13 protein-coding genes are annotated in these 13,001 nt (G+C 59.9%); 7 read left to right on the top strand and 6 right to left on the bottom strand.

Features of this window, described 5'->3' with window-relative positions:
• The first annotated feature begins 3 nt into the window (after positions 1 to 3).
• Both zipA and ligA read left to right on the top strand, forming a co-directional pair.
• The gene (gene zipA, locus ACTG2O_RS20205; protein WP_439976546.1) at positions 4 to 1,173 is read left to right on the top strand and encodes a cell division protein ZipA; all 1,170 of its coding nucleotides are present in this window, start codon (positions 4 to 6) and stop codon (positions 1,171 to 1,173) included.
• A gap of 99 nt (positions 1,174 to 1,272) precedes the next feature.
• Complete coding sequence (gene ligA, locus ACTG2O_RS20200) at positions 1,273 to 3,279, top strand: NAD-dependent DNA ligase LigA (RefSeq protein ID WP_439976545.1); 2,007 nt, start codon at positions 1,273 to 1,275, stop codon at positions 3,277 to 3,279.
• Positions 3,280 to 3,357: 78 nt separating this feature from the next.
• Here the strand turns inward: ligA and ACTG2O_RS20195 are convergent, their stop codons facing one another.
• Complete coding sequence (locus ACTG2O_RS20195; protein WP_439976544.1) at positions 3,358 to 4,332, bottom strand: ABC transporter substrate-binding protein; 975 nt, start codon at positions 4,330 to 4,332, stop codon at positions 3,358 to 3,360.
• 441 nt (positions 4,333 to 4,773) lie between these two features.
• Between ACTG2O_RS20195 and nrdD the strand changes: the two genes are divergently transcribed.
• From nrdD to ACTG2O_RS20175, 4 genes are all read left to right on the top strand, one after another.
• Positions 4,774 to 6,891, top strand: coding sequence for an anaerobic ribonucleoside-triphosphate reductase (nrdD, locus tag ACTG2O_RS20190; RefSeq protein ID WP_042079841.1), 2,118 nt, complete (start codon positions 4,774 to 4,776; stop codon positions 6,889 to 6,891).
• A 100-nt stretch (positions 6,892 to 6,991) separates the two neighbouring features.
• The gene (nrdG, locus tag ACTG2O_RS20185; protein WP_439976543.1) at positions 6,992 to 7,501 is read left to right on the top strand and encodes an anaerobic ribonucleoside-triphosphate reductase-activating protein; all 510 of its coding nucleotides are present in this window, start codon (positions 6,992 to 6,994) and stop codon (positions 7,499 to 7,501) included.
• Positions 7,502 to 7,565: 64 nt separating this feature from the next.
• Complete coding sequence (locus ACTG2O_RS20180) at positions 7,566 to 7,736, top strand: YqaE/Pmp3 family membrane protein (RefSeq protein ID WP_005338440.1); 171 nt, start codon at positions 7,566 to 7,568, stop codon at positions 7,734 to 7,736.
• Positions 7,737 to 7,912: 176 nt separating this feature from the next.
• Positions 7,913 to 8,305 (top strand): TonB family protein, encoded by a 393-nt coding sequence (locus ACTG2O_RS20175; RefSeq protein ID WP_236285312.1) that lies wholly within the window; start codon positions 7,913 to 7,915, stop codon positions 8,303 to 8,305.
• A gap of 56 nt (positions 8,306 to 8,361) precedes the next feature.
• On the opposite strand, the gene ACTG2O_RS20170 is transcribed toward ACTG2O_RS20175, so the two are convergent.
• From ACTG2O_RS20170 to ACTG2O_RS20150, 5 genes are all read right to left on the bottom strand, one after another.
• Positions 8,362 to 8,718 (bottom strand): MliC family protein, encoded by a 357-nt coding sequence (locus ACTG2O_RS20170; protein ID WP_236285313.1) that lies wholly within the window; start codon positions 8,716 to 8,718, stop codon positions 8,362 to 8,364.
• Positions 8,719 to 8,859: 141 nt separating this feature from the next.
• Entirely contained in the window at positions 8,860 to 9,624 is a 765-nt protein-coding gene (locus ACTG2O_RS20165) for a substrate-binding periplasmic protein (RefSeq protein ID WP_120415013.1), read from the bottom strand.
• Between the two features lie 172 nt (positions 9,625 to 9,796).
• Positions 9,797 to 10,894 carry a DUF2955 domain-containing protein gene (locus tag ACTG2O_RS20160; RefSeq protein WP_439976542.1) on the bottom strand — a complete coding sequence of 366 codons (1,098 nt, stop codon included), beginning with the start codon at positions 10,892 to 10,894 and terminating at the stop codon, positions 9,797 to 9,799.
• The gene (locus tag ACTG2O_RS20155; protein ID WP_439976541.1) at positions 10,884 to 11,939 is read right to left on the bottom strand and encodes an HlyD family secretion protein; all 1,056 of its coding nucleotides are present in this window, start codon (positions 11,937 to 11,939) and stop codon (positions 10,884 to 10,886) included. Before ACTG2O_RS20155 ends, ACTG2O_RS20160 begins: the two co-directional genes overlap by 11 nt.
• A gap of 1 nt (position 11,940) precedes the next feature.
• On the bottom strand, positions 11,941 to 12,453 hold the full coding sequence (locus tag ACTG2O_RS20150) for a MarR family transcriptional regulator (protein ID WP_064337040.1): 513 nt from the start codon (positions 12,451 to 12,453) through the stop codon (positions 11,941 to 11,943).
• 298 nt (positions 12,454 to 12,751) lie between these two features.
• Between ACTG2O_RS20150 and ACTG2O_RS20145 the strand changes: the two genes are divergently transcribed.
• On the top strand, positions 12,752 to 12,922 hold the full coding sequence (locus ACTG2O_RS20145; RefSeq protein WP_088869905.1) for a hypothetical protein: 171 nt from the start codon (positions 12,752 to 12,754) through the stop codon (positions 12,920 to 12,922).
• The last annotated feature ends 79 nt before the right edge of the window (positions 12,923 to 13,001 follow it).

Below are 13,001 nucleotides of genomic sequence, written 5' to 3'. Positions count from 1 at the left end.
CTAATGCAGGAATTGCGTTACATCTTGGTTGCCCTGGGCGGTATTGCTATTGCGGCATTGCTCATTCACGGGTTGTGGAGCAACAAAAAGAATCGTCAGGCACCGATCAAAGAGAAACCGATTGGACGGATGGACTCCAAGTCGCGGGATCGTGATAACGACGCCTTCGACAGCGATGGCATCGGCCAGGTACGCGTGGTCAGTGGTGGCCGTCGTGCCGAGCCCAAGCTGCGCAGTGAAGAGAGCCGCCAGCCGGAACTCGGTCGTCGCCCTTCCGTCCCCACCTTTGATGATGAAGATGACGAGGACGATCTGCCGCCGCCCGTAGTGCGCAAGCCTGCTGCCCGCCCGGTTCCGCCGCCTCCTGTCTATGAAGAGGAGGAAGCGTTCGACGAACCGCTTCCCGAGGAGACCGACGAGGCGCCCGCCGCGCCGGTGCGCAAACCTGCTCAGGTCAATCGCCGTACCCCGGTCTACCGTTCCCGTCCTCAGCGCGAGCCCATGATGCAGTCGCTGGACGACGAGCCGCTGGTCGAGCCCGCTTACGCGACCGCCCCGACTTTTGGTGCCCGTGCAGAGACAGCCCGTACCGCCGACACAGTGCGTGCCGAACCGGTGCGTGCACCCGAGCCAGAATATCAGCCGCAGCCCCGTCATGTTGCTCCCGAGCCTGTTTATGAAGAGCCGGCCTATGTGGCACCTGCACCGGTGGTGGAAGAGCCGCGCATGGCGCCCCAGCCGGTCGAGAAGATCTGGCAGGATGTCTATGTCATCAACCTGATGGGCCGTCCGGGTCACGACTTGCAAGGTGCAACCCTGCTCTCATCCCTGATGGCGCTGGGCTTCAAGTTTGGCGAGATGGATATTTTCCACCGTCACGAAGATCCCAACGGCAAGGGTGAAGTGCTCTTCTCCATGATCAATATGGTCAAGCCGGGTACCTTCAACCCGTACCGGATGGAACAGTTCACTACGCCGGGTGTCTCCCTGTTCATGCAACTGCCGCTGCGCAGCAATGCCGCGTTTGCCTTCGAGGATATGCTGCAGGCTGCCGATCAGCTAGCCAGCGATCTCGATGCCATGCTGACAGATATGGATCGCAGCCCGCTGAGCGACGAGACCATTGCCCGTTACCGTCACGAGCTGGCTGCCTACGAGGCCAGTCGAGACTAATACGCCATGCGGGTCGAGTGAAGAAAAAGTGCGGTACCTTGGTACCGCATTTTTGTTTCTACCCCGGCCGTATGTTCAATCACACTTCGAGACTTTTTCATGAGCGACACCCTCTCCCGCCACCGTCAATTGTGTGAACTGCTTACCGAATATGGTCACCAGTACTATGTGCTGGATAACCCCACAGTGCCGGATGCCGAATACGATCGCCTGATGCGCGAACTGATTGCGCTGGAAGCCGAGAATCCCGAGCTGAAAACACCGGCGTCACCCAGCGTGCGGGTCGGCGGTCAGCCGCTGACGGCGTTCAGTCAGGTGCGTCACGAGATCCCCATGCTCAGTCTGGATAACGTCTTTAGCAGCGAAGAGTTGCAGGCGTTCGAACAGCGCATGAGCGATCGCCTCAAGCGTGACGTGCGTTTCACCTTCTGCTGCGAGCCCAAGCTCGACGGTCTGGCGGTGAGCCTGCTCTATGTAAATGGTCAGCTGGTGCAGGCCGCGACCCGGGGCGATGGCGCCACCGGTGAGGAGATCACCGAGAACGTGCGCACCATCAAGGCCATTCCGCTCGCGCTGCGCGGCACTGGCTGGCCAGAGCGGCTCGAGGTGCGTGGCGAAGTCTTTATGCCCAAGGCCGGTTTCGAGGCGATGAACGCCAAGGCGCTGGCAGCGGGCGAGAAGGTGTTCGTCAACCCGCGCAACGCCGCCGCTGGCAGCCTGCGTCAGCTCGATTCACGTATCACCGCCAGCCGTCCCCTGAGCTTTTACGCTTACGGTGTCGGTGTTGGCGGCGAGCTGCTCGGTGACTCTCACTTTGGTCGCCTCAATCAGCTCAAGGAGTGGGGGCTGCCGCTTAGTCCCGAGGTGAAGCTCAAAGAGGGGGCCGCCGGTTGTCAGTCGTTCCACGACGACATTCTGGCCCGCCGTGGCGAGCTCCCTTACGAGATCGACGGCGTTGTCTACAAGGTGGATGCCATCGCCCTGCAGGATGAGCTCGGCTTTGTGGCCCGCGCCCCGCGCTGGGCGACCGCCCACAAGTTCCCGGCGCAGGAGGAGATGACTCTGCTTGAGAACGTCGAGTTCCAGGTCGGCCGCACCGGCGCCGTGACCCCGGTAGCCAAGCTCAAGCCGGTGTTTGTCGGCGGCGTGACTGTTTCCAACGCCACCTTGCACAACGCCGACGAGATTGAGCGCCTCGGCGTGATGATTGGCGATACCGTGATCGTGCGCCGGGCAGGGGATGTGATCCCGCAGATCGTCGCCGTGGTGGAGGCGCAGCGCCCAAGCGATGCCCGCGCGATCCTCTTCCCGACCGAGTGTCCGGTCTGTGGCTCTGCGGTGGAGCGGCTGGAAGGGGAAGCGGTTGCCCGCTGCTCCGGTGGCCTGTTCTGCGAGGCGCAGCGCAAGGAGGCGATCAAGCACTTCGCAGCCCGTCGCGCCATGGATGTGGACGGCCTTGGCGACAAGATTGTCGAGCAGCTGGTGGACAAGGGGCTGGTGAAGACTCCTGCCGATCTCTTCAGCCTAAACGCCATCCAGCTGGCCGGTCTTGAGCGGATGGGGCAAAAATCGGCCCTCAATCTGGTAGCCGCCATCGATGCTGCGCGCAGTACCACCCTGCCGCGTTTCCTGTTTGCCCTGGGGATCCGCGAAGTGGGGGAGGCGACTGCGCTCAACCTTGCCAACCACTTCCTCACGCTGGATGCCCTGCGCGCGGCCTCGGTGGAGCAACTGCTCGAAGTGGCCGATGTGGGTGATGTGGTGGCCAAGCATGTCTACTACTTCCTGCGTCAGCCCCACAACGTGGAGGTGCTGGAAGCCTTGCTGGCTGCCGGCATCCACTGGCCGGCCATCGAGAAGAAAGAGGCCGCGGAGCAACCCTTTGCCGGCAAGACCTTCGTGCTGACCGGCACCCTGACCACCTTGTCGCGCAACGACGCCAAGGCTGCGCTGCAGGCGCTGGGGGCCAAGGTGGCGGGTTCGGTATCTGCCAAGACCGATGTGCTGGTCGCGGGGGAAGCGGCCGGTTCCAAGCTGACCAAAGCACAAGAGCTCGGCATCACCATCTGGACTGAAGAGGAGCTGCAACAGGCGTTGCAGGGCTGATAGCCCTCACCAATCCTAACCGCAGCACCCGATAAAAGAGAACCCGGCATGGCCGGGTTCTCTTTTTTGTTTCGGCGGTCACTCACGCCAGAGGATCTTGTGGCGCCATTTGTCGGGTACTGTGAGCTGCCAGCGGGCCAGCTCGCTCTTGCTGAAGACATATTCGCCGCGTAAGGCCGCTCGCGGGGAGATGGTACGGGGCAGGGTGCCCGCCAGAATGGTATTGATGAGGCTGGCTGCCTGTATCCCCTGATCGTGGCCGTCCAGCACCAGCCCGCCGATGGACATATCCTTGCCGACGGTAAATTCCCAGAAACAGAAGAGCGGCACCGGCGTGTTGGCGCTGGTCCACTCCAGCACCGTCTTTTCGCTCACATGCTTGCCATTGTCATCGACCAGCGTGTGGTAGAGGCCGAGGAAGATTGCCTGATAGCCGTTCTTCTTGGCGTTGAGCACCGCCTCTTGCCAGAGGCTGTAATCCCCCATCAGCTGGCTGTTGATCCTGGTCTGGCCGACTCGCAGCTCGGTCTGGGTCTTGAATTCATCCTCGATGGCGGTGAGGGCCACATTGCTGGAATCAAACAGCACCAGCGCCTTGTCGAGCACCCCCATCATCTGGCTTATTTCGCTGATGTTGCGCTTGAGCAGGGGGCGCTCCAGCACGCCGGTGATCTTGGGGTGGCCGACAAAGCCCTTGAGGCGCGGATTCTCGTTCATGCCAAGAAATACCACCGGGGTACCCAGCGAGGCGATCTCGTTGGCCAGATAGTTGATGGCATTGTCATCCCCCAGTACCACCAGATCCGGTTTGCTCTTGAGATAAAAGGCGATGGCTTGCTGGGCGATTTCGTCGAACTTCTCCCGTGGATGGCGTTTGGTATCCATATAGAAGTGAGTGATCTTGTGCTCCCCCTGCAAGCCATCTAGCAGCCCTTTGTTGTAGCTTTGGTCCCACAGGTATTCGGGATGGTAGCTGCTGATCACCAGAATGTTGGCGGCCCAGAGCGGCAGAGAGAGGGTTGATAACAGTAGCAACAGCAGGGAGGTGCGCATGGGTTGTCCCTTGTCGAGGGGGAGAGAGTTCTTGTTCAGTATGGGCGGTTTTGGTTGGCGCTGTCATCTCGAAACCGGTGCGGCGGGGGGCAATTTTTTTCGGGTGGGCGGATCGGACGCCAGCCCGCACCCTGCTTGAGGTTGGATTTGAATGGGGCTTTTTTAGGTTGGTCGTGAACTGTCCCGCTCGCTGAAAAACCTGTTCTGGATCAAGAAATGAGGCTGCGCTTTGGTGCCTAATAGACACCACATATAGGGACGCATTCGTTTTTAATCCCTATATGTTGTGTTATTAAGCTGTGTATAAGCTGTTCCCCTCCTATCTTCAGCCCAGGCTTGTCAAGCCTCGGCTGAATTTATTTGCGTCCAGGACGAGATGCCGGGAGGGGGGCCCAACAAGGGTGAGCCAGAGGCAAATGCCCCTTTTAACGGGGAAAATTCATGAAACCGGTTGTGATCAAACGTGACGGATGTCGCGCACCATTCAATGCCCAGCTGATTGCAGAGGCGGTCAGCCGTGCGGCGGAAGCGGTCAATCAGGCCAATCCGGCACTCGCCTCCCGCATTGCCAATGCGGTGAGTCAGGAGCTGGAAGGGCGTGGTGAAGTTGATATCCACGAGATCCAGAACCGGGTCGAAAACCACCTGATGGCTTCCGACGACAAGGCCATCGCCCGTGCCTATATCGAATATCGTCACGATCGGGATCAGGCCCGCGAGGCGCGTGGCCGTCTGGCGCAGGAGATCCGCGGTCTGGTCGAGCAGACCAACGCTGCCCTGCTCAACGAGAATGCCAACAAAGACTCCAAGGTGATCCCGACCCAGCGCGACCTGCTGGCCGGTATTGTCGCCAAGCACTATGCCACCAGCCACATGCTGCCCCGTGATGTGGTTCAGGCCCACGAGAGTGGTGATCTGCACTTCCACGATCTCGATTACTCACCTTTCTTCCCGATGTTCAACTGCATGTTGATCGATCTGAAAGGGATGCTGACCCACGGCTTCAAGATGGGCAATGCGGAGATCGACACCCCGAAATCCATCAGCACCGCCACCGCCGTGACCGCCCAGATCATCGCTCAGGTGGCGAGTCACATCTATGGCGGCACTACCATCAACCGCATCGATGAAGTGCTGGCGCCCTATGTGACCATCAGCTGGCAGAAGCACCGTGAAGTGGCCGAAGAGTGGGGCATTGCCGACGTAGAAGCCTACGCCATGGCCCGCACCGAGAAAGAGTGCTACGACGCCTTCCAGTCGCTGGAGTACGAGGTCAACACCCTGCACACCGCCAACGGTCAGACCCCTTTTGTCACCTTTGGCTTTGGCTTGGGGGACAGCTGGGAGTCGCGGATGATCCAGCGCGCCATCCTCAGCAACCGTATCGCTGGTCTTGGCAAGAACAAGAAGACCGCTGTGTTCCCGAAACTGGTGTTCGCCATCAAGGATGGCCTCAACCACAAGCAGGGCGATCCCAACTACGACATCAAGCAGCTGGCGCTGGAGTGTGCCTCCAAGCGGATGTATCCGGACATCCTCAACTACGACCAGGTCGTGAAAGTGACCGGCTCCTTCAAGACCCCCATGGGTTGCCGCTCCTTCCTCGGTGCCTACGAGGAGAATGGCGAGCTGATCCACGAAGGTCGCAACAACCTGGGTGTGGTGAGCCTCAACCTGCCGCGCATTGCCCTGAAATCCCGTGACGAAGCGGATTTCTGGGATCGTCTCGATGCCTCCCTGCGGGTCGCCAAGAAGGCGCTGATGTACCGCATCACCCGTCTGGACGGGGTGAAAGCACGGGTTGCTCCGATCCTCTATATGGAAGGGGCTTGCGGCGTGCGCCTCAAGGCGGACGACAACGTCAGCGAGATCTTCAAGAACGGTCGTGCCTCCATTTCCCTCGGTTATATCGGGGTTCACGAGACCATCAACGCCCTGTTTGGTGACAAGGTGCACCTGTTTGACAGCGCCGAGCTGCAACAGAAGGCCATCGCCATCATCGCCCGTCTCAGGGCAGCCATTGACGAGTGGAAAGAGGAGACTGGCTACGGCTTCAGCCTCTACTCCACCCCGAGCGAGAACCTTTGCACCCGTTTCTGCCGCATCGATGCCAAGGAGTTTGGCGTGGTATCCGGTGTGACCGACAAGGGTTACTACACCAACAGCTTCCACCTCGATGTGGAGAAACAGGTCAACCCGTACGACAAGCTGGACTTTGAGGCGCCCTATCCGCCCATCGCCAGTGGCGGTTTCATCTGCTACGGCGAGTACCCCAACATCCAGCACAATCTGGAAGCGCTCGAAAACGTCTGGGATTACAGCTATGACAAGGTGCCTTACTACGGTACCAACACCCCCATCGACGAGTGCTACGACTGCGGCTTCACGGGCGAATTCGAGTGCACCTCCAAGGGCTTTACCTGCCCGCGCTGCGGTAACCACGACCCGGCCAAGGTGTCGGTGACCCGCCGTGTCTGCGGCTACCTCGGCAGCCCGGATGCGCGCCCCTTCAATGCGGGCAAGCAGGAAGAGGTGAAGCGCCGCGTCAAACATATGTAAGCGCACAAGCGATGAAGAGCTGGCCCCTGACGCAAGGGGCCATTTTCATTGGAGGGCGGCAACCATGCCGCCTTCCCGTGAACGAGGCAGGAAACAAGCGATGCACTACCACCAATACTACCCGGTCGATGTGATTAACGGCCCTGGCACCCGTGCCACCCTGTTTGTCTCCGGTTGTGAGCATCAGTGCCCGGGTTGCTACAACCAGAGCACCTGGCGGCTCGATGGCGGCAAGCCGTTCGATGGGGCGATGAGCGATCGCATCATTGCGGATCTCAACGACAGCCGCATCAAACGGCGAGGTCTGTCGCTCTCCGGCGGCGATCCGCTCCACCCGGCCAACGTTCCCCACGTGCTGGCGCTGGTGAAACGGGTGCGCGCCGAGTGTCCGGGCAAGGATATCTGGTGCTGGACCGGCTACCGGCTCGGCGAGCTGTCAGAGGCCCAGCGCGAGCTGGTGGCCTTGCTGGATGTGCTGGTGGATGGCAAGTTTGAAAAGACGTTAGCAGACCCGGGCCTGCTCTGGCGTGGCAGCAGCAATCAGCAGATCCACGACCTCAACGCCTGGCGTGATGCGGGTGAGCGAATTCCCTGTCTGGTTTGCAGTTGAAGCCAGGGATGTTTATGGTTAGCCCATTCCAATCCTGACGACATTTTTGACAAGGAGAGCCGAGATGAACAATCTGCTCAAGATCCTGCTGGCCATTTTCCTGCCCCCTGTGTGCGCGTTTATCCAGGTGGGCTTTAGCCTGCACTTTTTAATCAACATAGTGCTGACCCTGATGGGCGGTCTGCCGGGCATGGTCCATGCGCTCTGGCTGGTGGTGAGTGACAAGCGCGGCTGATACCTTCGGCTGGTTAGTGAGCTCATTGACGATAAAAGGGCCAACCTCTCGGGGTTGGCCCTTTTGTTCATGTTCATACGAATACTTTTTCGTTAGGATGGGTGACTGACCAAGCGGGCGGCGTTGAGCGCCCTGCAGTCCGGCAACAAGCACCGGCAAAGAACAAGGAGCGTTACATGAATTGGAAAGTCGCAGTATGGTCAGGTCTGGCAGTGACACTGTTGCTGGGGTGCTCATCCCGTCAGGAGGTGGCGCACGAGCGCGCTCCGATCGCTATCCCTCTCGAGCAGTTGTCCAGCTACTGGGTTCAGGAGAAGCAGTGGTCATGGCTTGGCAATGACGAGCCGGCCCTGCCGGCCAAACCGGTCAAGGGGTATGTGGAAGTTCGCTATCAAATCGACGCCAGCGGCACGCCGGTCAAGCCGGAAGTGGTGGCGGCCGAGCCCCCCGGCGAGCTGGAGCAGAGTGCGCTGGCGACCCTCTCGCAGATCCGCTACAGCCCGGCAGAGGGCAACCCGGATGCCATTCCGGTCGAGGTGACCAACCGCTTCGAGATCGAGATCAACTGATCCCCCACCACTCTGATGCCAGACAAAGAGAGACCCCGGTCAGGCCGGGGTCACGTCTATTGCTGTTTGCAGTCGTTGTAGGCGGTCTGCCACTCGCCATCCTGATCCCGCAGCTCGACAAAGCCCTCATCCCGCTTGTTCCACCAGACGGCCTCGTGTTCGTCTGTATAGCGGGCACCGGAGGCCGAGACGGCTTGGGGCAGGGTGTAATCCTTGCCGTCCGGCAGAGACAGCTTGATAAAGTTGAGGCTCTCGTCGGAGAGGGAGAAGTAGCGTACCTGCACCTTCTTGCCCTGTTCGCACTGGTAACTGACCGGTTCGCCACCAGTGACTGAGAGGGTATTGCCCTGATTGCAGCCGGCGAGCAGGCCGAGGGCCAGCGCACCAGCGGCCATCATATGTGCCTTATTCATGATTACAGCTCCATTGGTGTCATACGGGCGTGAGCCTAACAGGTTGCCGTTATTGTGCAATCAGCGTGGCCATTCGGTGCGTCGCTGGCTGTCCGTCATACCGCGTGAGTATGAGGGGGCGCAATCAGGAAGGTATCGCCATCAGTAGAGGCCAAGTCTGGTTTCAAACTGGCGGATCAGCGTCTCATAGATGCCGTTGTTTTTGATCTTCTGCAGCCCCTGCTCGAACTGTTTGGCCAGCGCTTCCCCTTGCGGGTGGTGGCGGGAGAAGGCGAGCCAGAAGCCATCGGTGGAGAGCTTGCCAACCTTGACCACCTTGCCGGTCAGCTGCTTCTGCTGGATCTTGAGGTAGCCCGGCATACCGTTCATCAGGATGTAGTCGACCCGGCCACGTACCAGCATCTCGAGGATCTGGGCATCGGATTTGGCCTGAAAGCGGGTGATCCTGGGGTTCTCCATAAAATCGGTGGGGTAGGTGTAGCCGAGGGTGATGCCCACCCGCTTGCCCTCCAGCGAGGTGAGTTTGAGATCCCGTTGCGGCTCGCTGGCGAGGGCGAAGATGGCAAGATCCTCCTCGAACATGGGGGTATCGTGCCAATGGTACTGGTAGCGGTTCTCTTCGGTGATGGTGGCGTTGAAGCACCCCGCAAGTTTGCCGCTTTTCGCATCGTGCATGCAGCGGGCGAAGGGGAGGGTGCGAAAGACAATCTCGATCCCTTCGGCGGCGAACACCGCCTTGACCAGCTCAGGCGCCAGTCCGTGGGGCTGGTCATCCTCATTGTCCTTGTCGCGCTCGCAGTAGGGGGCCCAGTCATCTTCGGCACCAATGACGAGCGGGGTGGCCCCGAGCGGGCTGGTAGCTAACAGCATCAGACAAACCAGCCATTTTTTTAACAACGGAACCATAGGTACACCTCATCGACAGCAGCCTTACAAGCATAGCCACACTTCTGCGCTGACTTGTAGTGGCAGGAGTATTGGTGAGGGAGGTAAACGAGGGCGAGAAAAAAAGCCCCGGCAGGCGACGGGGCGAAAAAGAGCTCATCCATGGGCTGACAACAGTGCTTACAAAAGGAGATCAATAACCGAAGCGGGTCGCCTCGAAGCGGTTGAGTAACCGGTGGACGAGGTAGCAGGCCAGCAGGGTGACCACGATGGCAAACAGGATGCTGCTCACCCGGTAGAGGGCGCTGAACACCAGATCGTTGCCAGGGGTGAGGTACTGGCCAAACAGGATGCCGAGGGTAGTGAGGGCACCAAAGCCGACCCCGGAGCCGCCTGCCTCCTTGACGTGAGCATGGCTGAACAGCATGGCGCCGAGCCACAGCAGTGGAGCGACCAGCAGCAGTTGCCCTGACCAGTCATAGAGCAACAGCTGGCCGAGCAGGCCGAAGGTGACCCCCAGCAAGGTACCCATCGCCCGTTTACGGGCATAACTCAGCGCACCGTTCCAGTGCATGGGGAACAGCACCAGCAGGGTCGTGGCCTGGGCAGACATGGAGTCGCGCAGGTCAAACACCTGAAACACCAGAAACGACAGGGTGGCCACTGTGGCCCCCAGCAGAGCTTCATGGCGCATCCGGTGCGACGCCTTGGGGGCCGAGGCGGGCTTGGGTCTGGCTTCCACATCCGGGATCAACATGGTCATCAGGTAGGCGATCAGCACCGACAGCACGCTCGCCCAGATATTGTTGAGGATCAGGTCGTTGAGGTCGGTCTGCGGATAGCTTGCAAAGTGCAGCATGATGCTGAGGCTCAGCACCCCGTTGGCCCCGAACAGAAACAGGCTGCCCCGCGACATGGCGGCGAAACGGTAGAGAAACAGCATGAAGGCGATAGGGGTCATCAGCGCCGGATGGCTGCCAAACAGTCCCCCCAGCAGCCCGACCTCCACCCCACAGACCACCGCAGCCGCGATCAGCTGGCGTGCGGCATGGCCATTCATCACCGGCACCATTCCCAGCAGTAGCACCGGTGTGACCGTATAGAAGACCCCGTAACTCCAGCCAAACAGCTTGCAGAGCAGAAAGCCCGTGGTGCAGCCAAAGGCGATGCGCAAGCACTGGCGTAGCTCGTTGCCGGTGAGGGGCCGATACCAGAGGTGGGTGGCAGCACCACCGACGGGGTGGGCTGGAGCAGTATTGGCCGACGGGTGAGTGGTGTGGTTAGTAGACATAATGGAGCAGGCTGAGCAGGTGGATCTGGCCCCGTGCCAGCATGGCGGTCAGGGCATTGTCCGGCAGCAGTTGCACCGTGGCCCGCGCCCCGGCTGGCAGATGGTCGGGGAGCTGGTCCAGCTCGAGGTGCAGCCGCATCCGCTGGGCATCTCTTACCCAGCGATCCGACTCCACCGGTGCTGCCAGTCGACCATTGGCATCAAACTGACCGGCGCTCACTCCGGCATCCAGACTGCTTACCCGGGCAGGATAGAGCTGACCCGGCTCGCCATCGAAGGCGACCAGTGCGCGGGTTTGCTCGCCAACATGGCGCAGGCTCTTCTCCCGAAAATCGGCAATGACGTCCACCTGTTCCGACACCAGCGCCAGCAGCGGGCTGCCCGCGCTGGCGATACTGCCTGGCTTAAGCTGCAGGTTGGTGATGCTGCCATCTTGATCCGCGTGAACCTGGCTGTAAGAGAGGGCCAGCTGTGCTTGCGCCAGCTTGTTGCGGGCCTGGCGCAGCAACAGATTATCCTCACCGGTCACGCCACGACTGGCCTTGATCTGGGCCAGTTTGGCCTGACTGGCGCGCAGGTTGGCCTGGGCGCTGCGCAGGGCGCTGTCAGCTTCATCTTTTTGTTGCAGCGAAACCATGTGACGTTGGTACAGCGCATCGATCCGCTCAGCCTCGCGCCACTTCTGGCTGGCCAGGGTCTCCTTGGCGTTGATCTCGGCAACGGCGGCGGTCAGGGCGGCATCCAGTTCACTGTTCTGCTGCTCTGCCTGCGCCAGCGCAAGGCGGGCCTGCTCCACTGCCAGTTCAAAAGGGGCCGGATCCAGCCTGAACAGCAGATCCCCCTTCTTGACCTGCTGGTTGTTGTGAACGGTGACCTCGATCACCTTGCCACTGACTTGGGGGGCCAGCTTGGTGACCACCCGAGTCGCCATCGCCTGAGGGGTGAGGGGCATCAGCAGGTCGGCTATCAGAAAATAGGCAAACAAGGTGGCAAAGCCAGCCATGGACCATTTGATCCAGCGGGTAAATTGTTGATCCGGGGTCATCTTATTCTCTCTCTGTGTCGGTCTCGGGAGGACTTGTATCGCCTCCGGCTTGTCGGTCGTGGTGTTGTTCAATTTTGCTGAGGGCGTTGGCCGAGATCCGCTGCACCGTGGCTTCAAACAGCTGCAGGGTCTGCTCGTCGATGCCCCCCAGCAGCTCCCGGCGGATATTCATGATGCGGTCGGCGATCTGATCGAGCAGGGTCTGGCCGGCCGGGGTCACGCAGACGATGCGGGCCCGCTTGTCCTGACTGCAGCAGTGGCGCTCAATCAGTCCCTGCTCTTCCAGCTGGCCCAGGGTGCGCATCAGGGATGGCAGTTCTATTTCGAGGGCTTCGGCCAGGGTCTTCTGGCTGACATGGCTCCCCATGCGGGAGAGTTTCCACAGCGCGGTCCAGCGGGGATGGGTGAGGCCAAGGGGGGCCAGCTCCAGATCGGCGGCAGTACGCCATAGCCGGTGCATCCGCGCTATCTGCTCGGCGAGCGACAGCTCGCGCAACCTTTCCAGATCCGTCATCCTCTCATCCTCAATGTACTTAGCCTGCTAAGTATCATACTTGTTTAGCAGGCTAAGTAAATAGTGTGATTCGGATCATGTTTCTGGTCGGATCTTTCGCTGGTGCGAGTTAGCATCGTTCGAGCCCCTGATATTATTCTCGGGGCTGATCCACTCGAGGCTCTCTTGCCGATTCGGATATTGCGCCGTGAATGGAGGATATCCGGTGGTTATTTTCATGAAATTTTCAGCTTCAGCGAGCAGCTCTTTTTCTATCCGCTAATATTGATGGGGTTATAAAACAAGGGGGAAACGGGTTGTGGATGGATATGACAGTGGATGTGTTTATCTGGCAATTGAAACGCTGTTGAGTGATGGAGAATATGGTGCAGAGTCACACCATGGCGTGAATCGGGAAGGCGCAATCAGAAGTACCGATATCAGTCATGATTTTGACCCCGCCAATATTCCATTGCTGTTGGCAGAATAGACCTGACCGTGTGTGATCCTTGTGAGTTCAAGCCAGTGCTCTGGTATTCGCTGGCTTGACTCATCACTATTTCAATCTC

The sequence above is a fragment of the Aeromonas sp. 61P genome, from assembly GCF_051919545.1.
In the GTDB taxonomy this organism is placed as follows: domain Bacteria; phylum Pseudomonadota; class Gammaproteobacteria; order Enterobacterales; family Aeromonadaceae; genus Aeromonas; species Aeromonas veronii.
This window is presented reverse-complemented; position numbering and strand designations above follow the sequence as displayed.

Coding starts and splice junctions, on each gene's coding strand:
- ligA (WP_439976545.1), top strand. CDS start 1,273: ATGAGCGACACCCTCTCCCGCCACCGTCAATTGTGTGAACTGCTTACC.
- ACTG2O_RS20150 (WP_064337040.1), bottom strand. CDS start 12,453: ATGACGGATCTGGAAAGGTTGCGCGAGCTGTCGCTCGCCGAGCAGATA.
- ACTG2O_RS20160 (WP_439976542.1), bottom strand. CDS start 10,894: ATGTCTACTAACCACACCACTCACCCGTCGGCCAATACTGCTCCAGCC.
- zipA (WP_439976546.1), top strand. CDS start 4: ATGCAGGAATTGCGTTACATCTTGGTTGCCCTGGGCGGTATTGCTATT.
- nrdG (WP_439976543.1), top strand. CDS start 6,992: ATGCACTACCACCAATACTACCCGGTCGATGTGATTAACGGCCCTGGC.
- nrdD (WP_042079841.1), top strand. CDS start 4,774: ATGAAACCGGTTGTGATCAAACGTGACGGATGTCGCGCACCATTCAAT.
- ACTG2O_RS20165 (WP_120415013.1), bottom strand. CDS start 9,624: ATGGTTCCGTTGTTAAAAAAATGGCTGGTTTGTCTGATGCTGTTAGCT.
- ACTG2O_RS20175 (WP_236285312.1), top strand. CDS start 7,913: ATGAATTGGAAAGTCGCAGTATGGTCAGGTCTGGCAGTGACACTGTTG.
- ACTG2O_RS20170 (WP_236285313.1), bottom strand. CDS start 8,718: ATGAATAAGGCACATATGATGGCCGCTGGTGCGCTGGCCCTCGGCCTG.
- ACTG2O_RS20155 (WP_439976541.1), bottom strand. CDS start 11,939: ATGACCCCGGATCAACAATTTACCCGCTGGATCAAATGGTCCATGGCT.
- ACTG2O_RS20195 (WP_439976544.1), bottom strand. CDS start 4,332: ATGCGCACCTCCCTGCTGTTGCTACTGTTATCAACCCTCTCTCTGCCG.
- ACTG2O_RS20180 (WP_005338440.1), top strand. CDS start 7,566: ATGAACAATCTGCTCAAGATCCTGCTGGCCATTTTCCTGCCCCCTGTG.